This is a genomic window from Aeromonas sp. FDAARGOS 1403 (genome assembly GCF_019047325.1).
GTDB classification, from domain to species: domain Bacteria; phylum Pseudomonadota; class Gammaproteobacteria; order Enterobacterales; family Aeromonadaceae; genus Aeromonas; species Aeromonas dhakensis.
Genome location: NZ_CP077249.1, coordinates 2,215,865 through 2,233,660 on the forward strand (window position 1 = coordinate 2,215,865; position 17,796 = coordinate 2,233,660).

Genomic DNA, 17,796 nt, shown 5'->3' on the forward strand with positions numbered 1-17,796 from the left:
TAATATGTAGCCAGTTTGATACTCGAGGTGAGTCATGTTGCCATCAGCCATTTATGAGCCGCTGCCCTTTGCCTACATGGGCAGCGGTTTGCTTTTGTTGGGGATTGCCGATCAGCCGGGGCTGTTGCTGGCCGGGTTGGCACTCTATCTGGCCGGTTCGCTGGCCTGGTTTCGGCGCGGCGCCTATCGCCGCCCAGACAAGCACCGGCTGGTGCGAAAGCAGGGCTGGCCGCTGTGGCTCTACGAGAGCCGACCGTTTGCGCTGATCCTGCTGGGCCTGCTGATGCTGCGCCTGGCCACCCACCCGGTGTTCCTAGCGCCCGCCCTGGTCTGGTGCCTGCTGGGGGGTTATCAGCTGCTGCAGCGTCACTACAACCGTATCGTGCTGGCCCGCGCCCTGGCCTGAGCCGACCATTGACCCGCACTTTTCAGGCGAGCCCCGCTGGCTCGCCTTTTCCGCATCTATCGTAGGGGCAAAAAGCCGTCGCCCCCGCCTTGCTCTGCCGGTATAATGCGCGACCCGAATTGTTCCAGGTGGTCAAAATGCAGCCGGTTACCAACCTCTTCTCCTATCCCCGTTACTGGGCCGAGTGCTACGGCACGGCGCCTTTCCTGCCCATGTCCCGCGTGGAGATGGACAAGCTCGGCTGGGACAGCTGCGACATCGTGCTGGTGACAGGCGACGCCTACGTGGATCACCCGAGCTTCGGCATGGCGGTAATCGGCCGCATGCTCGAATCCCAGGGCTTTCGGGTCGGCATCATCGCCCAGCCGGACTGGTCATCGAAAGATGACTTCATGCGCCTGGGCAAGCCCAACCTCTTCTACGGGGTGACCGCGGGCAACATGGACTCCATGATCAACCGCTACACCGCCGACAAGAAGCTGCGCCACGACGACGCCTACACCCCGGGGGATGTGGGCGGCAAGCGGCCGGATCGCGCCACCCTGGTCTATACCCAGCGCTGCAAAGAGGCCTATAAAGAGGTGCCGGTGGTCATCGGCGGCATCGAGGCATCCCTGCGCCGCATCGCCCACTACGACTACTGGTCCGAGACCATCCGTCGCTCCATCCTGATCGATGCCAAGGCCGACATCCTCATCTACGGCAACGCCGAGCGGCCGCTGATCGAGGTGGCTCACCGCATCGCAGGCGGCGAGACCATCGACACCATGCAGGACATTCGAGGCACCGCCGTCATCCGCAAGGAGCCGCTGCCGGGCTGGCGCGGGGTGGATTCGAGCAAACTCGACCAGATTGGCCGCATCGATCCCATCCCCAACCCCTATATGGAAGGGGCCCCCTGCGCGGACGACGAAGGTACAGCGCCGGTGGAGCAGGAGGCCAAGCCCATCCTGGTGCAGCCGCCCAAGCAGAAGCCGTGGGAGCAGACCTACGTCAAGCTGCCGGCATTCGAGCGGGTGAAGGAAGACAAGGTGCTCTACGCCCACGCCTCGCGCATCCTGCACCACGAGACCAACCCGGGCTGCGCCCGCGCCCTCTCCCAGGCCCACGGCGATCGCATCATCTGGGTCAACCCGCCCGCCTTCCCGCTCGAGACCGACGAGATGGACGGGGTGTTCGGCCTACCGTACCAGCGGGTGCCGCACCCGGCCTATGGCAACGAGAAGATCCCGGCCTACGACATGATCAAGACCTCGGTCAACATCATGCGTGGCTGCTTCGGCGGCTGCTCCTTCTGCTCCATCACCGAGCACGAAGGGCGCATCATCCAGAGCCGCTCGGAAGAGTCGATCCTCAAAGAAATCGAAGAGATCCGCGACAAGGTGCCGGGCTTTACCGGTGTCATCTCGGATCTGGGCGGCCCCACCGCCAACATGTACAAGCTCCGCTGCAAGAGCCCCAAGGCAGAGCAGACCTGTCGCCGTGCTTCCTGCGTCTGGCCGACCATCTGCCCGCACATGGACACCGACCACAGCCCGACCATCAACCTCTATCGCAAGGCGCGCGACCTCAAGGGCATCAAGAAGATCCTGATCGCCTCCGGGGTGCGTTACGACATCGCGGTGGAAGATCCGCGCTATATCAAGGAGCTGGCCAAGTACCACGTCGGCGGCTACCTCAAGATCGCGCCGGAACACACCGAGGAGGGCCCGCTCTCCAAGATGATGAAGCCGGGCATGGGCAGCTACTACAGCTTCAAGGAGCTGTTCGACAAGTATTCCAAAGAGGCGGGCAAGCAGCAGTACCTGATCCCCTATTTCATCTCCGCCCACCCGGGCACCACGGATGAAGACATGGTGAACATGGCGCTCTGGATCAAGTCCAACCGCTTCAAGCTCGATCAGGTGCAGAACTTCTACCCATCGCCGCTCGCCAACGCCACCACCATGTATTACACCGAGAAAAACCCGCTCAACAAGGTGAGTCGCCAGGGCGGGGACGTGTTCGTGGTGAAAGGGGAGCGTCGCCGTCGCCTGCACAAGGCGCTGCTGCGCTACCACGATCCGGCCGGCTGGCCGATGATCCGCGAAGCCCTGCTGGAGATGGGCAAGGGCCATCTGATTGGCAACGGCCCTGACTGCCTGGTGCCGCCGGAAGGCCGTGGCGAAGCCAAGGCCGAACGCAGCCGCAGCAAGGGCCTCAAGCCCGCGTTGACCCGCCACAGTGCCATCACCCATCAGCGCAGCAACGGGTCGGGCAACAAGGCCGCCCGCAGCGAGGCCGGTGCAGCGAATGCCCCGGCAGCCAGCAGAAATGGCGGCAAGGCGGGCAATGGCAAACCGGTGGACTCCGAGCTCAAGTTGGGTAAAGGGAACGGCAAACCCGCCGCACAAGGCGCAGGCCAGAGTGCTGGTAAGAGCAAACCGGCTCACAAGGGCAAGGCCCCGACCCGCGCAGGCTCAGCCAAGCCGGGCGCCAAATCCGCCACCCAGGGCGGCAAGCCTACGGCCAAAGGAAATGGTGCCAAGCGACCGGCGCGGTGATATTTGCTGATTAGCAAAGCGATAGAAATAAAAAGGCGACCAGTTGGTCGCCTTTTTATTGCCAATGCATATGGAAGTGGTATTCGTCTGACAACCTATTTCAGGAGGGAGTAGTCATACGGCTTCACACCGGATAATAAAACGGTACACCTCGTTGCAATCCAATAATTCCAGCGCACAACGACAGTTGCTTCAATGGAGGATGAAGGGCTTTCACGCCGTACGTTGTGTGTTATTTTGGCCAGCGTTGGCAGTCAGTGAACGGGTAAAGGCAATGGGAAATTCGGCATTTATGCATCGTTTTGACGCATTGGGCGGGCTTGAGTTGCTTGTCGCGGACTTCTCGGATCATCGATTTGACGTGCATTGGCATGACACCTGGTCGATAGGTGTGGTCCTGCGCGGCGCCAATAACAACAGTGCCAAAGGCGATGACGACGGTATCATCAGCCGTGGGGAAATCAGCATCATAGCGCCGGGGCAGATGCATGCCGGGACTGTGTTGGGCGAAGAGGGGTGCCATTACTTCATGTTTTATCCCAGCCATGAGATGTTGCTTGGCGCGGCGGATAACATGGAGATGCCTTTGCCGCCGATAGTGCAGGGAAAACAGGTCGAACATGTGCTTTTAGCGAGCCGGTTGCATGAGGCCGCAACGGTATTGACCGCTGCACACTCAACTCATTTTGATCGGGACGTGGTATGGAGCCACTGTGTGGCGGATCTGCTCCAACTATGTTCCTCGCGGCGAGCGCCACTGTTCGACGCCAGCATTGCGCCGGGGTTGCACAGGGCGAAAGAGTATCTGCACGACAACCAGACCCGGGAGGTACGTCTGGATAAACTGGCGCAGGCCGCCGGCCTGTCCAAGTTCCACCTTTGCCGCCAGTTCTCGGCAACGTTCGGTTTGTCGCCGAACCGCTATCAGCGTCAGCTCCGTTTGCTGCAGGCTAAGGGGTTGTTATCCAAAGGCGGTGACCTTGCCGAAATTGCCATTGCCTGCGGGTTTGCCGATCAGTCGCACTTGGGCAGGGCGTTCAAGTCGACTTATGGCGTGACCCCGCGCGGCTATCGCGACCGGTGCATTTGAGCAATATCGTTCTATCTCGCCGAATGACAGAGGCCGATAATGCGCCTTTTTAACGAAGCGAGAAAACCATGGTCATCGAATTATCCACGCTGGGTTTATTTGCCCTTTCGGCCGCCGTATTAACGTTAATCCCCGGTGCCGATATGCTTTGCGCATTGTCCAATGCCGTCAGCCAGGGAACGAAAGCGGGGCTGATCACCGTATTGGGGGCTGTCACCGGGGTGATATGCCATATCGGTCTTGCGATTGCCGGTGTGACGGCATTGATCGCCTCTTCACCGCTACTCTATGAGTTGTTTGTCATCGGTGGTGCCTTGTACATCATGTGGGTAGGGTTTGGTATTTTGACCCAGGCAAGTGTGATTGGCCTGGACAACCATCGAGAGTGGAAAAGTCGAAAAAGACTTTATTCGCAAGGATTGCTGACTAACCTGCTTAATCCGAAGGCCATTATTTTTATGCTGGCCTTTATTCCTCAATTTATTCGGGTGGAGGCGGGCAGTCCGGGCATACAGATGTTGATATTAGGCATGGCACTCATCGCCATTATGTTTCTTATTGAAGTGCCCTTGGTCTTTCTGGCCGGGAAAATAGCATTGAGTATAAAGCAACATCCGAGCATCGGAATTTATATTAACAGATGTTTTGGGGCCATAATTTTTTGCTTGGCCTGTGCCATTTTGGCTGCGCGCTTACTCTAATGTCTTCAGTTAATTTTCTGGCAAGGTTGTTCGATCGATAAAGTTTTATGTCCGCACCGCTATGCAGTGCGGTGAGAAATACCCGTAATCTCCTGCTGTGTTTCACTGACACTGAGGAGAATGACTAATGAAACTTTTTGAAGATAAAGTTGCTCTGGTGACGGGCAGTTCAAAAGGGATTGGCGCAGCCATTGCCAGACGTCTGGCAGCGGAGGGGGCCGTGGTGTTCATTAACTATTCCCGTGGGCGTGAGGATGCCAATCGGCTGGTGAAAGAAATAAACGAGCAGGGGGGCGTCGCTTTTCCGCTGCAAGCCAATGTTGGCATTGAAACCGAAGTAAATGAGCTGATTCAAAATATCGTCAAGTTGTACGGACGAATAGACGTTCTGGTCAATAACGCCGGGGTCTATGCAACCAATAACCTGGCAGCATTCAGCGACGCTGAATATGAAAGGCACTTCAATATAAATGTCAAAGGGCTGATCTATTGCTGCAAGGCGGCGGTCGCCGCCATGCCTGAATCGGGCGGCAGCATCGTCAATATCAGTTCCAGCGTGACCTCTTTTACGCCGGCCAATTCACTGGTTTATACCGCGTCAAAGGCCGCCGTGGATGCGATCACCAAGACGCTGGCCAATGAGCTTGGTGGACGCAAGATCCGGGTCAATGCCGTCAACCCGGGCTTGGTTATCACGGAAGGCGTGCATGAAAGCGGTTTTTTCGACGCCGCTTTTAAGACACATATTGAATCCATTACCCCGCTAGGACGCATCGGCACACCGGAAGATATTGCACCGGCAGTCGCTTATCTCGCCTCGGATGAGGCGAGCTGGGTGACCGGCGAGAGTCTGATCGTCGGCGGCGGTTTACATTAATTTTGCAATGAATGGAGCAGAGATGACTTTAGATAAAGCCTACGGGCCACTGATTAACGGCGTATTCGAGCTGGATGGCGTAGATATTCATCCTGTCACTTCCCCCTCGACCGGGGAGATCCTGGCAGAGTTGCACTACTGCAATGAACGGGATGTCGAGCGTGCCGTCCTGGCAGCGGAAGCGGCTTTTCCCGCCTGGAAAGCGTTAGGGCAACAGGTCCGTGCGAGACTGGTGCTGCAACTGGCGGATGTGTTGGAAAACGACCTGGAAAGAATGGCGCAAATCGATGCGCTGGATGTGGGTCGCTGCATCAGCGAAGTACGTCGTGATTATCAAACAGCGGTCAGACATTATCGCTATTTCGCCGCGGTAGTCATGGGCCACGAAGACAGCGGCAGAAGCATCGCGGACGGCTACAGTCTGGCTAAACGCGAACCGCTTGGCGTCTGCGGGCAGATTATCCCCTGGAATGCGCCGGCGATCATGGCGGCATTCAAGTTGGCTCCGGCACTGGTGACCGGTAACACAGTGGTACTGAAGGCCGATGAAAACGCCTCTCTCTCTACGCTGGAGCTGGGCAAGATGATCGCCAACATTTTCCCTGCCGGTGTCGTCAACATCATTACCGGTCTGGGGCACGTGGCAGGGGCGGCGCTCACCGGCAACCGGAAGGTGCGCAAACTCTCGTTTACCGGCAGCACGGAGGTGGGCAAGCTTGTTGCAAAGGCCGCAGCGGAGCGGCTGGTGCCCGTCACGCTGGAGCTGGGTGGCAAGAGCCCCAACATTGTGTTCCCGGATATCGAAGACATGGATGCAGTGGTGGATAACGTGACGTTTGCCGCCATTCACAATAACGGCCAGTCTTGCCTGGCGGGTACCCGGCTGTTTGTCCACGCGGATATTTACGACCGTTTCAGCACCAAGTTGGTGGCATCTTTTGAACGGGTGCGCATCGGTTCACCGCTGGCCGAACAGTCCCGGATCAGCTGTCTGGTTTCTGAAAAGCAGGGCGAGCGGGTGCTGGCTTATATACAAACCGGTCTTGAAGAGGGGGCAACCCTGCTTACTGGCGGCAAACGTCGTGTGGTCACCGGCTGCGAGCGCGGCTACTTCATTGAGCCGACGATTTTCGCCGCGAAAAATGACATGCGCATTTGTCAGGAAGAGATCTTCGGGCCGGTGTTGACGCTGATCAAATGGTCAGACTACGACGAGATGATCACCCAGGCGAACGACAGTGAATATGGTCTGGCGTCGGGGATCTACACTCACAGTCTGAAAAACGCCATGGAGACCGCAGACAGGCTGGAGGCTGGATCCGTATGGATTAACCGCTACTCGAACATTAGCGATGGCACAGCGTTTGGCGGTTACAAGAACAGCGGGATTGGCCGCGAATTTTGCAAAGAAACGCTCAATGCCTACACGCAAATAAAAACCATCACGCTGCAAACGGAGCTGCCCGCAGCCTGGTTTGCAGAGCAAGGATAATACGGGCACAGGGACGTGCCTCTTTGGGTCGCGTCAGGAGGTATGGTTGCCGATATAACGTTTTGGCGAAGTACCCATGCATTTCTTGAACGCGGTGCTGAAGGCACTTTCCGATTCATATCCCAGGTCAAAGGCGATCTGGGATATTTTTTCTTTATTGGCGACCATGCGCTCGATGGCCAGGCTAAAACGCCAGATGCGGATGTATTCGCTGACGCTGTAGCCGGCCAGCTTTCTGAACTTGCTGGTAAAGGCGGTGCGTGACATGCCGGCAATGCTGGCGAGTTCGTCCAGGCGCCATCTCCTGCCAGGCTGATCGTGTATGCTGGTCAGCGCCAGGCTGATATGTTTGTCCGCCATGGCGTAAAACCAGCCTTCGCCGTGGCCAAGTGCGCCGGAAGAGAGCAGCACGCGTAGTGCCTGGGTCAAAATGATCTGCAGGAGATGCTCGGTGATGAGCGCACTGCCCGGGCCGGGCTTTTCGATCTCTGATGAGAGGTTGTTCAAGAAGTCCTTTATGCCGGCATTTTCCTCCCGCTGCGTTTTGATCACGATGGGGTCTGGCAAACTGCTGATAAAGCGGAAGGTATCGTTGAACTGAAATTCGAAGCGGCAACCCACAAATGAAAAATCGCACCCACCGTTGCTGAAGCAGGAAGATCTGTCTTTCATTACGTGAATTTTTCTTATATCGATAGTGGGGGCGTTGGGGTTATCAAAGATGCTGAATTCTCGGCCGCTTGATAATATCAATATATCCCCTTTCTCAATGGCATGACTGTTTTCACTACCAGCCATTTTGATGAAAAAAGATCCGCTCTTGGCGATATATATTTTCATCCCAGAGTAATCTGGAAATTGTGCATTGGTATCTGCGGCCATGTCAAACGTGACGATTTTCTGGCTGCTTATTTTTAATCTTGAAACGATGTCGGATAACGGGTCCATTATTACCTGCTTGCCTGCTTGCCTGCTTGCCTGCTTGCCTGCTTGCCTGCTTGCCTGCTTGCCTGCTTGCCTGCTTGCCTGCTTGCCTGCTTGCCTGCTTGCCTGCTTGCCTGCTTGCCTGATGCATTTACTGTATAGGTTTATTGCTATCTGGATATGCTTGCGCATTTCCCCCAGCCGAGGTGAAAGTATTATGGATGAGACGTCAGCAGGTGTACAGATGATCCTTCCATCCCGGCCGAATGACCATAACGTGAGAAAGAAAGGGGAACTTCTTTATGTGGAGAATGTATTTCTCTCAGACGGAGTTGATGGCGTTGTCATGAAATTCAGCCAAGAGTGAGCAGTAGCTGATCTTGGTGGAAAAGATGTTACATACGGGTTCTCTGAATCAGTTTGTTAAACGTAATTTTTTTGGTAAATATCATGCCACTTTGCATGGAAGTGCTCTGGAATAAAATCTGGAACATTCATCATTTTACTGAACTCGAGGGCGCATCATCCAGAGCCGCTCGGAAGAGTCAATTTTCAACGAGATTGAAGAGATCCGCGACAAGATGCCGGGATCTACCGGTGTCATCTCTGATCTGGGTAACACCACCGCGACATGTAGAAGCTCCACTGCAAGAGCTCACAAAGTCGAACGCAGCTGCAGCAAGGGCCTCAAGCCCGCGTTGACCCGTCACAGTGCCATCACCCGTCAGCGCAGCAACGGGGTGGGTAACAAGGGCGCTCGCAGCGAGGCCGGTGCAGCCAATGCCCCGGCGGCCAGCAGAAATGGCGGCAAGGCGGGCAATGGCAAACCGGTGGGCTCCGAGCTCAAGTTGGGTAAAGGGAACGGCAAACCCGCCGCACAAGGTGCAGGCCAGAGTGCTGGTAAGAGCAAACCGGCTCACAAGGGCAAGGCGCCGACCCGCGCCGGCTCTGCCAAGCCGGGCGCCAAACCCGCCACTCAAGGCGGCAAGCCTGCGGCCAAAGGCAATGGTGCCAAGCGACCGGCGCGGTGATATTTGCTGATTAGCAAAGCGATAGAAATAAAAAGGCGACCGGATGGTAGTCTTTTTTATTCTTCAATTATTTTCTTCGCCATATTAAATGGCTCACATGTTTTCAAATAAAACTTACAATAACCAGAGAATACCTCGGTTGGTTGTGTGAACTTCTCTATTATTTCTAAAGATTCTGCTATTTTCCTTTTTCTAATGGTTTTCTTTGCTGCTGTGTCTGCATTTTGATAATTAGTAATAGCATCTTCTAATGATTGGCTGTAACTATTTAGACTGATTAATATTTTTGCTCTCGGTTCCATTAACCTTACAGAGTTTAATCCACATGTGTCTATGGTTAATTTACCTATGGCATTGTTGTTTTTAGCCGTAATCCGTATATCCTGATAATCAAAAAAATCTTCTGGGTCTACATCGTAAGGGTTAATTATAGGTTCTTGAACGGTATCATGATCTAGTTTCGAACCATTACATTTTCGACAGCAGGGTAAAAAATTACTCCATTCAAAAGTTAAATCAGGATAAATGGCTTTAGGTGCGAAATGTTCCACCTCAATATTTCCACTTTCTCCTGGTTTTGTCTCACAAAATGCACATTTTTGACGTGAACTTTCAAATAGATTGCTCTTAATATCTTTGTGTTTGTAGTGATTTATTAATGGTTCTTTTTTTTCTTTTGGGATTTTAGAGTAGCCACCATGAGAAGCAATAGCTGCCATTAAATTTGACGACCATGTCTTTTCATTTTGCATTAGTATTTTTGGTTTAGGTTTTCTATTTAGTTTAATCATCTGATAATGCAACCATTGAAGCATATTTTGCATTTAATATTGTTAATATTGAATCACTAGGGTGAGCGATTTCAGATAACTTGTTAATTGCAGTTTTTAATCCATCGATCGAACGCTCTTCAACTTTATCAAAAGCTTCGGAAATAAGCTTTTCATAGTCTTTATTATCTAAACTAATTACCCCCATTACTTCAGAAAGTATTTGGTCTGTATTCCATCCTGAGAATTTTTTAGGTGTTGGTCTAAGAATGTATTCATTCTGTGTCGATTTTCTCCCCATTATAATAACTTCGTTCTCTTTAGCTGATGAAAGTAAGTGTGGGGAGTGAGTTGTTACTATAAACTGAATATTGGGAAATAAACTACCTAAGCCTTCGCGCAATGTAAATTGCCATTCAGGATGTAAGTGTAAATCAAGCTCATCTATCAAAACAGAGCCTGTGGCATTTTGGGCTAATCTATCACCTTCATTTCTTGTTCCTTCAATCCATTCAAATATACGTGCGATTATTGACAGTACAGCTTGGAATCCTGCGGATAGTTCTTCCATGTAACATTCTTCACCATATATTGAAAAAATTGGCTCAAGATCTTTTCCGGTGCGAACATATGAGAAGTTACTATTGAATGGTGCTAATAAAGGAAGGTTTTTAATCAGTCTGAACCAATTTTCTCTTTCCTCTTTTGCCCATTCTTTATCTATCATGAAATATCGATTTACAAACCACTGCTTAATATTAGAGCTTTGCTCGCCATAGAGAGAGTTTGTATTGTTAGATTTATATTCTTGAATTTGTTGGTCGGTGTTTTGTTCACGAGTCATTCCATTTATTTGTTTATATTTAATGCTACGCTCTGCCCCAATAAATAATGGACAAAAACCCTTCAATTTATCTTTGGACTGGTATATTACAATAGATTCTCGCCCCTTTTCTTCTTCCGGAAAATTCCATGAATTTATCGCCTGCTGTCTATATCCTTCGCTATTTATGGAGTTTTCCCCAAGACCGATTCTTTTTTCTGTCCCAAGTGAGTAATGTCAACCCAGAATTCAGCGTTCTCTTGAAATCTGGAATATTTAAATGAATCACTGTTCAAACAGTGAGATATCCCGGCAAGAATAGATGTTTTTCCACAACCATTTGGTCCAGCAATAAAATTAAATCCTTTGTTAAATTCAACATCTAAAAGAGAAAATTGACGAAATTTTTTCAGATGAACTTTTTCTATGTAACTTGAAGTCAATTTATTACTCCATTTGCCTAATTTACTAAATGTAAAAGATTACGGATAAACTTGGAAAAAATCTGGGACCCCCACCTTTATGAGCAAGGCATAACGCCTCCGAATCCCACGCTACCGCCCGTGGATTACAGCTTCCAATATGCTCCCCTGACCCGCGCTGGCAGCAACTCATCGCAGCTCAACAGGTTCTGGATGGCTATGGTAAGCCAAACGAAACTGTCTGAGCGAGCCTTAAAAGGCTGTAACCATCAGAATCTCATCGTTTTTTGAACTGGATCAGCAAATGGATTTGGAAGGGCATATGTGGCTATTTTCATCCCCCAAAAAGATGGCTGTCCCTATCGGGGGAGGCTTTGTTATCTTGCCGGGAATGTTTTGGCAGGAGCGATCCGTGCCCCTTTATCTCACTCCAACAGGAGCAATCAGATGGCAATAAAAACGCGATCCCGCAGGGAGAAGGTAGGCAGCGGCCTTGGGCTGCTGCTCGGGATCATCGGTTTCAATCTGCTGGTGCCTTTCTTGTTTGAAAAGCAGGCGGGCTTTGATGGCAACCAGATGCTCTGGGCCGCCGTGACGGCGCTGCTCTGCTCCGAGCTGGGGGCCAGGATAGGCAAGTGGCTGGATCGCCGGGAGCAAGCGAGAGCCGGCGACTGATTCAGGAGGCGGCCGACAGATCTCGCGTTGCTCTGAACTGGCTGGGAGTCAGGCCGGTGATGCGCTGAAATTCGCGATTGAAATTGGATTTGGTCTGAAAACCTGCGTTCATCAAAATCTGGGTGATGCTCTCATCTGTGTTAAGCAGAGCCTGCCTGGCATGGGCAATCCGATATTCGTTGATGACCCTGGGGATGCTCTGCTGGCGCACCAGATTGACGGCACTGGAGATCTGCTTGGCGGGAATGCCCAGTTTGCGTGAGAGACGGGCCAGGGTCAGCTCAGGATCCAGATAGCAGGCTTTCTCTTTCATCAGGTTATCCAGCAGGGCCACTATCTCCCGGGCACGATCTTCGCTCAGCAGCGGCGCTTTCTCAGCGGGCTCGGGAACGGAGGCTGGCATCTCCTCCTCTTCTGCGTCAGCAGTATTGACCCCCACCATCACCACGGCCGCCGCCAGCATGGGCACCAGCATCAGGTGACCCAGCGACAGGATATAAGGCGCCAGCTGGCCTTGGTTGAAGGCGAAGTCGAGGGAGACGGCGGCATCGATGGCCGCCGAAAACAGCAGCATCCAGCCTGCGATATGTTCCGCCCGTCTGACCCCCTCCCACTTATTGAACGAGACATAAAGCAGCAGCTGGGTCTTATCGGAAAAGCGCATCAGCGCGATGCCGTAGCAGAGATAGATGGCGGTCAGCAGGCCATCCAGCGGCAGTGGCAACCAGTTGTGGGTCAGCGTGCCGAGGGCAACCAGCGCGGGGCCGACGCCGTGCAGCCAGGAGATGCGGGCCCCTGGCGCCTTGGCTCGGCTGAAGATATGCCAGGCGGCCACCGGAATAAGTGAGGCGAGGATCGGCTGCGCGAGACTGAGCAGCGCCAGATCGAAGGTCCAGCGCAGCCCCACCACGCCGGTGGTGATGGCGCACAGCAGCAGAAAGAGGGCGGTCGTTCTGGCCGCCCGGCCAAGGCGCGCCAGCAAGACGGCGGCCAGCAGAGCCAGCAGCAAGGAGACGATAAAGGGTATGGGTATGGCCAGCATCATGTATCCCGTGTGCAAAGAGAGGCCGTTGACCGGCGGCGGCATGCCAGCATAACGACTTGGGTCAGGCGAATGAAGCCCATGATGGTGCAGGCGCGGTTCGAGGACGACCTGAAACCGGTTTGAGGACGCCTGGAGGGGCTTTGCTCCCCATGATAAGGGCTCCCAATCACCATAACAGGCAGGTATCCATGTTCTCTTTCTATTGGCTGGGGTGGCAACGCGCCCTGGATTTTTCGGGTCGTGCCACCCGGGCTGAATGTGGGTGGTTCATGTTGGGCCATCTGCTGGTCACTCTGATCTGCATCTGGCTGGACGTGCTGTTTGCCAATCTGGGCTGGCTGGATCTGGGCTACGGCCTGGTGAGCAGCGTGCCCCTGATTGCGCTTATCGTGCGTCGCTTGCATGACACCGGCCGCTCCGGTTGGTGGGGCTGGGTCTTTCTGGTGCCGGCCGTGGGGCCCTTGCTGCTGATCTATTTGTTGGCGCAGCAAAGCGGGGCAACCCATGTTGGCAAGGAGGCATCGGCATGAGACACGCACTCTGGTTGTTTATGCTGTGCTGCTCGCTGGCGGTGGCTGCCGTCGACAATCCCCACGATTTTCCCAAGGGGGCACTGGGCCTGCTGCAGGTCGACAGCCTGACCCGTGGCGAGCTGCTGTGGATGCAAGGGCGGGTGGGGGAGGGAACCTATACCACCACGGATGCCGAGGGGCGTCACTGCGCCATCCGGGTGCCGGTGGCGGTCGGCAAGGTGGCGAGCAGCGGCCTTGGCATCGACTCCGCCGCGGGGCTGGCCATCATCGTCATGACGCCGCGGCTCGATGCGGCGCTCAGCAAGGGTGAGCGGGTGAACAGCAGCGACTTCACCTTCTCCCGCGAGGCCGCTGACCCGGCGACCGACGGCTATATCGTCAGCGGGATCGCGGCCGACGAAGGGTTTGTGCTTAACTCGCGGCGGCGCTGGATAGCCTGGCTGCTGGAAGACAAACCGGTGCTGCGCTGTCAATAAGGCCTCCCTCGTCGGGAGGATGCGCCGGCCAGGGAAGTTCCACTGGCCGGTGCACTTACTGCCACACCTCCTGCCCCTTGGCATTGAGCAGGGTGTGAAACAGATAGTGATCGTCCCGATCGTAATAGACGGTAATGGTGTGACGCTCGGTGTAGTCCGCCGCCACGCTGGCCACCGTCATGGGCACCAGGATCAGCTCCCCCAGCCCCATTGTCACGGCGCTCGCCGTGGCCTGGCCATTGCCGTCACCGCGCTTGTGGATCTTGCCGAGCACGGTAAAGCGATCGCAGCCCTGCACCTTATCCTCGGTCAGAAAGGTGGCCTGCTGGCAGAGCTGGGGCTCGCCCAGTTCGGCGCGAATGGTCGTTCGGGTCTCCCCCGACACCAGGGTATTGCGAAAGCGCCCCGAGTAGTGATCGAGGGCGGCGGCGCAGCCGCTTAGCAGCCCGAGCAGCAGCAGCGGTGTGAGCCGCAGACAGGCGGGCATCATGGACAATCCTCGCCATGTGCAAGGGCAGCATCACCTCGCCGCCTGGGTTCGCTGCGATGCAAAAAGGTGGTCAGGGTATCGCGCGGCGGCGTGATGCCGCACTGCACCAGGATCCGCCCGATCGCCCCCCTGTGATAGCCGCCGTGGGTGACCAGGTGCAGCAGCATCTCGGCGCGGCTCATCTGCCCCTGGTCGCCATCCGTAAACTGAAACCGGATCTGGGTGTTGCACGCCTGCGGGCTCAGGGTCGCCACATACTCCACCAGCCAGTTATCCAGTGCCGTGACCGCGCCGTGCAGCGTTGCCTGGGTCGGCGTCTCGGGGGTATTGGTGGCGGTAAAACCGTGCCGTTCCCCCAGCAGGTTGGCTTTGAAGATGGTATCGACCACATGGATATGGTTGAAGATGCGCAGGGCCGTGTGGTGAGCCTCGCCATATTGCGCGGCATCCAGGGTAGCGAGGGTCGCCAGCAGTTCGTCATCGGCCCAGCGCTTGTAATGAAAAAGGGATTGCAGCGTCTCGTTGTTCATCGGTTCCTTGCCCTCATCTGCTCCTTGAAAGGTGGGCATGGTAGCCAAGTAGAGACCGATATGAAACCTGTTCTGCAGCGGTATCGACAGCAGGCCGGTTGCTGCCAGTACGCGGTCAGCCGGGCTCCATGGGCCTGCCAGCCTATGATCCGCTCTCGCTCTGGCTGGTCATAAGGTGATCAATCAGTTACATAGGACTGACCATAAGGCCGTCATCCCGGGCGTCGCTGAAGGCTGGGGGAGCCAGAGACACTCGCCCGAAGCCAGTGCCGCCGCCAGGTTTGCAGGGCAGAGAGAGGTGGCAAAAGGGCGGCCAGATGCCCTGAAATATCTGGTTACACTCTTCCCGCCCTGTTGATTGAATAGTGATTGAATAACGAGGGGCCGGGTGTGAAGATGCGCGCCACTCGCGACACGAGCCTGCTCGGCGAGAGATATCAAAAAAGCGACAGCGGTGATGGCGGCGGCGAGCGTCGCGGTCAATACCGCGGCAAAACCGGGCCGGGATGGCCCGCCATCTGTGAGTTCAGACCCCATGAAAAAACTGTTTCTGTTGTTGCCCGCGCTGGCGCTGACGGCCTGTGCCGGCAGCATGACCTCTGTTGACAAGACCAGCCCGCAAGGGCGCAAAGTGGTGGTGGGTCAGTTCCCGCCCAAACCGGAGAACTTGTGCACCCTCAAGCACAACGAAGAGCTCCCGATGAACCTGCTGGAGCGCTATAGCAGCGCAGGACTGCTCAACTCCTATCTGAACAACAACCAGGAGAGCGTCAAGGTGGCCGACGAGAAGCAGGCCAACTATGTCCACGTCTATATTCCCGCCCGTAAAATGCTGTTCGGGGTGATCGACCTTAACTACAACGACAAGCCGCGGGTCACCTACTACGACTGCCAGTCCCTCAAAGGGCTGTCACGGGGCTGATCCTCGCAGGCCGATTCGGCGTGTAATGCAAGCAACAGATGCAGAAACAGGGGCGACCGGCGGGTCGCCCCTGCTGCTTTTGGCGCCGCCGATGGAGGGGAGAGGAGGGGAGTGCTACTCTGTCCGCCAGTTTGCATTGACCGGTTGGCGCAGGCGCTCGCCAGCGCTGACCCTGCCCACGCGTGCCTGATAAAACAAGGAGTTGTCATGCGCATTGCCCTCGTAGGTCTTGGTGATATCGCCCAGAAAGCCTATCTGCCGCTGCTGGCCAGTGACGAGCGAGTCACCCCGCTGCTCTGTACCCGCAATCCAGCGGTATTGGCTAAGCTGGCCCGCCAGTACCGTATCGCCGAGCGCTTCACCGAAGTCGCTGACCTGCTGGCAAGCCGCCCGGATGCGGTGATGATCCACGCCGCCACCGCGGTGCACCTTGAGCTGGCTACCCAATGCCTGCGCGCCTGCATCCCCACCTTTGTCGACAAGCCGCTATGCGACACGTTTGCCGGGGTAGAGAGCCTCGCCAATATCGCCATCGCCAAAAACAGCCCGTTGTTTGTCGGCTTCAACCGCCGCTATCTGCCCGCCATGAGTGAAGCCCGCGGCCAGCCGCTCACCGAACTCAACTGGCAAAAGCACCGCCATGCCCTGGCGGGGGCCCCGCGCACATTTCTGTTCGACGACTTTATCCATGTGCTCGACAGCCTCTGCTACTACGGTGGCACACCTGATAGGGATCTGCATGCGGTGCTGCGACGCTGTACCCGCCAGCCGGCGCTGCTGGCCGGGGTGAGCGTGGCCTGGCAGAGCGGGCAGGTGGCGGTGAGCGGCAGCATGAATCGCAGCGCTGGCATTACCGAGGAGCGTATCGACGCCTATGGCGACAACCTCTCCCTGCATATCGAGAACTGCACCCGGGGCACGATGGCCCGAGACAAGAGCGTGCTGACCCTGGCCCCCGACGACTGGCAGCCGGTGCTTACCCAACGGGGTTTTGTCGCCATGCTGGCTCACTGGTATCAGCAGATTGAGGCGGGACGGGCCGACGGGGCGCTGATTGAGAGTTACCTGCACGGCCACCGGCTGGCGGAGCAACTGGTCACCCTGGTGGGGGAGTGAAGGTGATCGCCGCGCCGGTTTGCCAGGGCCATCGGCGGGGCGGCGGGCGAAAAAATCGCCGGACCACTGTATGAGATGGCGCATCCCTGCGCAGTCGGCAGGGGAGGGCGCTTGCCGGGCGAGCCAAGCGCTGGCTTGTTTGCTATCTTGGCGAGCAGAAACGGCCTTCAGATCAGCAGCGAGTCTATGAGCATTATTTTGGGGATAGATCCGGGTTCACGCATCACCGGTTACGGGGTCATTCGCATCGTGGCGGGCAAGGCGGAGTACCTGGGCTCGGGCTGCATCCGCACCGACCTGGGGGAGCTGCCGTCGCGCCTCAAGCAGGTCTATGACGGGGTGAGCGAGATCATCACCCAGTTCAAGCCGGACGAGTTCGCCATCGAGCGGGTTTTTATGGCCCGTAATGCCGATTCCGCTTTGAAGCTGGGTCAGGCTCGCGGCAGCGCCATCGTGGCGGCGGTCAATGCCCTGCTGCCGGTGAGCGAATACTCGGCCACCCAGATCAAGCAGGCGGTGGTGGGCACCGGCGGCGCCGCCAAGGAGCAGGTGCAGCATATGGTGACCCACCTGCTCAAGCTTTCGGCCACCCCCCAGGCGGATGCGGCGGATGCCCTCGGGGTGGCGCTCTGCCACTTCCATACCCGCCAGATCCTGATCAAGATGGCCGGACGCAGCACGGGATCGGTGCGCGGTCGCTACCGCTGAGCCGCGCATGCCGCTGTGATAGCGGCGCTATCGGGCAACCGGGCATGCACCGGTTGCCACCTCTGGCAGCGGCGACTGTCGGCAGAAGCCTCAAAAGGGTCACTTTCTGTCGCACCTCCTCTCCACCGAGAAGGGCTGCCTGATCGGTCGCTAACGACAATCCTCTCAGTTAATCAACGGCTTGTGATGCATGTCACGTTTTATGGCCATTCCCCCCTCCTT

General features: G+C 55.9%; 19 protein-coding genes and 1 pseudogene. 13 read left to right on the forward strand and 7 right to left on the reverse strand.

Translation table 11 applies throughout. The annotated features are described in order from the left end of the window. Nucleotides 1-34: 34 nt before the first annotated feature. The 6 genes from I6L33_RS10560 to I6L33_RS10585 all read left to right on the forward strand — a co-directional run bounded on the left by I6L33_RS10560 (nt 35) and on the right by I6L33_RS10585 (nt 7,109). On the forward strand, nt 35-406 hold the full coding sequence (locus tag I6L33_RS10560; protein WP_005298618.1) for a hypothetical protein: 372 nt from the start codon (nt 35-37) through the stop codon (nt 404-406). Nucleotides 407-543: 137 nt separating this feature from the next. Continuing rightward, nucleotides 544-2,949 carry a YgiQ family radical SAM protein gene (locus I6L33_RS10565; protein ID WP_216974023.1) on the forward strand — a complete coding sequence of 802 codons (2,406 nt, stop codon included), beginning with the start codon at nt 544-546 and terminating at the stop codon, nt 2,947-2,949. 292 nt (nt 2,950-3,241) lie between these two features. Next, complete coding sequence (locus tag I6L33_RS10570; protein ID WP_216974024.1) at nt 3,242-4,039, forward strand: AraC family transcriptional regulator; 798 nt, start codon at nt 3,242-3,244, stop codon at nt 4,037-4,039. Between the two features lie 68 nt (nt 4,040-4,107). Continuing rightward, entirely contained in the window at nt 4,108-4,740 is a 633-nt protein-coding gene (locus I6L33_RS10575; RefSeq protein ID WP_216974025.1) for a LysE family translocator, read from the forward strand. Between the two features lie 127 nt (nt 4,741-4,867). After that, a complete protein-coding gene (locus I6L33_RS10580) occupies nt 4,868-5,617 on the forward strand; it encodes an SDR family NAD(P)-dependent oxidoreductase (protein WP_099358625.1) in 750 nt (249 codons plus the stop codon). 22 nt (nt 5,618-5,639) lie between these two features. Then, nucleotides 5,640-7,109, forward strand: a complete 1,470-nt coding sequence (locus I6L33_RS10585; RefSeq protein ID WP_216974026.1) for an aldehyde dehydrogenase — start codon at nt 5,640-5,642, stop codon at nt 7,107-7,109. Between the two features lie 33 nt (nt 7,110-7,142). Here I6L33_RS10585 and I6L33_RS10590 read toward each other — a convergent pair whose 3' ends face one another. After that, entirely contained in the window at nt 7,143-8,225 is a 1,083-nt protein-coding gene (locus I6L33_RS10590) for a cupin domain-containing protein (protein ID WP_302054598.1), read from the reverse strand. Nucleotides 8,226-8,698: 473 nt separating this feature from the next. On the opposite strand from I6L33_RS10590, the pseudogene I6L33_RS10595 reads away from it, so the two are divergent. Further along, nucleotides 8,699-9,064: pseudogene (locus I6L33_RS10595) on the forward strand (YgiQ family radical SAM protein); the annotation flags it as partial. A gap of 56 nt (nt 9,065-9,120) precedes the next feature. On the opposite strand, the gene I6L33_RS10600 reads toward I6L33_RS10595, so the two are convergent. The 3 genes from I6L33_RS10600 to I6L33_RS10610 all read right to left on the reverse strand — a co-directional run bounded on the left by I6L33_RS10600 (nt 9,121) and on the right by I6L33_RS10610 (nt 11,100). Beyond that, a complete protein-coding gene (locus tag I6L33_RS10600) occupies nt 9,121-9,855 on the reverse strand; it encodes a hypothetical protein (protein ID WP_216974027.1) in 735 nt (244 codons plus the stop codon). Next, nucleotides 9,848-10,744, reverse strand: coding sequence for an AAA family ATPase (locus I6L33_RS10605; protein ID WP_216974028.1), 897 nt, complete (start codon nt 10,742-10,744; stop codon nt 9,848-9,850). Before I6L33_RS10605 ends, I6L33_RS10600 begins: the two co-directional genes overlap by 8 nt. 98 nt (nt 10,745-10,842) lie before the next feature. After that, nucleotides 10,843-11,100 (reverse strand): AAA family ATPase, encoded by a 258-nt coding sequence (locus tag I6L33_RS10610; RefSeq protein WP_216974029.1) that lies wholly within the window; start codon nt 11,098-11,100, stop codon nt 10,843-10,845. 426 nt (nt 11,101-11,526) lie between these two features. On the opposite strand from I6L33_RS10610, the gene I6L33_RS10615 reads away from it, so the two are divergent. Next, nucleotides 11,527-11,754 (forward strand): hypothetical protein, encoded by a 228-nt coding sequence (locus I6L33_RS10615; protein ID WP_216974030.1) that lies wholly within the window; start codon nt 11,527-11,529, stop codon nt 11,752-11,754. 1 nt (nt 11,755) lies between these two features. Here I6L33_RS10615 and I6L33_RS10620 read toward each other — a convergent pair whose 3' ends face one another. Then, nucleotides 11,756-12,796, reverse strand: a complete 1,041-nt coding sequence (locus I6L33_RS10620; protein WP_216974031.1) for an AraC family transcriptional regulator — start codon at nt 12,794-12,796, stop codon at nt 11,756-11,758. Between the two features lie 191 nt (nt 12,797-12,987). Here I6L33_RS10620 and I6L33_RS10625 point away from each other — a divergent pair, with 191 nt between their 5' ends. Together I6L33_RS10625 and I6L33_RS10630 are read left to right on the forward strand one after the other, a co-directional pair. Then, nucleotides 12,988-13,329, forward strand: coding sequence for a DUF805 domain-containing protein (locus I6L33_RS10625; RefSeq protein ID WP_216974032.1), 342 nt, complete (start codon nt 12,988-12,990; stop codon nt 13,327-13,329). After that, on the forward strand, nt 13,326-13,808 hold the full coding sequence (locus I6L33_RS10630; RefSeq protein ID WP_216974033.1) for a hypothetical protein: 483 nt from the start codon (nt 13,326-13,328) through the stop codon (nt 13,806-13,808). The genes I6L33_RS10625 and I6L33_RS10630 overlap by 4 nt, the downstream gene beginning before the upstream one ends. Before the next feature lie 55 nt (nt 13,809-13,863). Here the strand turns inward: I6L33_RS10630 and I6L33_RS10635 are convergent, their stop codons facing one another. Both I6L33_RS10635 and I6L33_RS10640 read right to left on the reverse strand, forming a co-directional pair. Further along, nucleotides 13,864-14,298, reverse strand: a complete 435-nt coding sequence (locus I6L33_RS10635) for a hypothetical protein (RefSeq protein WP_216974034.1) — start codon at nt 14,296-14,298, stop codon at nt 13,864-13,866. Next, the gene (locus tag I6L33_RS10640; RefSeq protein WP_216974035.1) at nt 14,295-14,828 is read right to left on the reverse strand and encodes a DinB family protein; all 534 of its coding nucleotides are present in this window, start codon (nt 14,826-14,828) and stop codon (nt 14,295-14,297) included. The genes I6L33_RS10635 and I6L33_RS10640 overlap by 4 nt, the downstream gene beginning before the upstream one ends. Nucleotides 14,829-15,363: 535 nt before the next feature. Between I6L33_RS10640 and I6L33_RS10645 the strand changes: the two genes are divergently transcribed. The 3 genes from I6L33_RS10645 (at nt 15,364) to ruvC (ending at nt 17,574) form a co-directional block, all read left to right on the forward strand. Then, entirely contained in the window at nt 15,364-15,750 is a 387-nt protein-coding gene (locus tag I6L33_RS10645; protein WP_005298645.1) for a hypothetical protein, read from the forward strand. Between the two features lie 207 nt (nt 15,751-15,957). Next, nucleotides 15,958-16,866: a Gfo/Idh/MocA family protein gene (locus tag I6L33_RS10650; RefSeq protein ID WP_216974036.1), complete on the forward strand. Its 909-nt coding sequence runs from the start codon at nt 15,958-15,960 to the stop codon at nt 16,864-16,866. 186 nt (nt 16,867-17,052) lie between these two features. Continuing rightward, nucleotides 17,053-17,574 (forward strand): crossover junction endodeoxyribonuclease RuvC, encoded by a 522-nt coding sequence (gene ruvC / locus I6L33_RS10655; protein ID WP_005298649.1) that lies wholly within the window; start codon nt 17,053-17,055, stop codon nt 17,572-17,574. Nucleotides 17,575-17,796 lie beyond the last annotated feature (222 nt).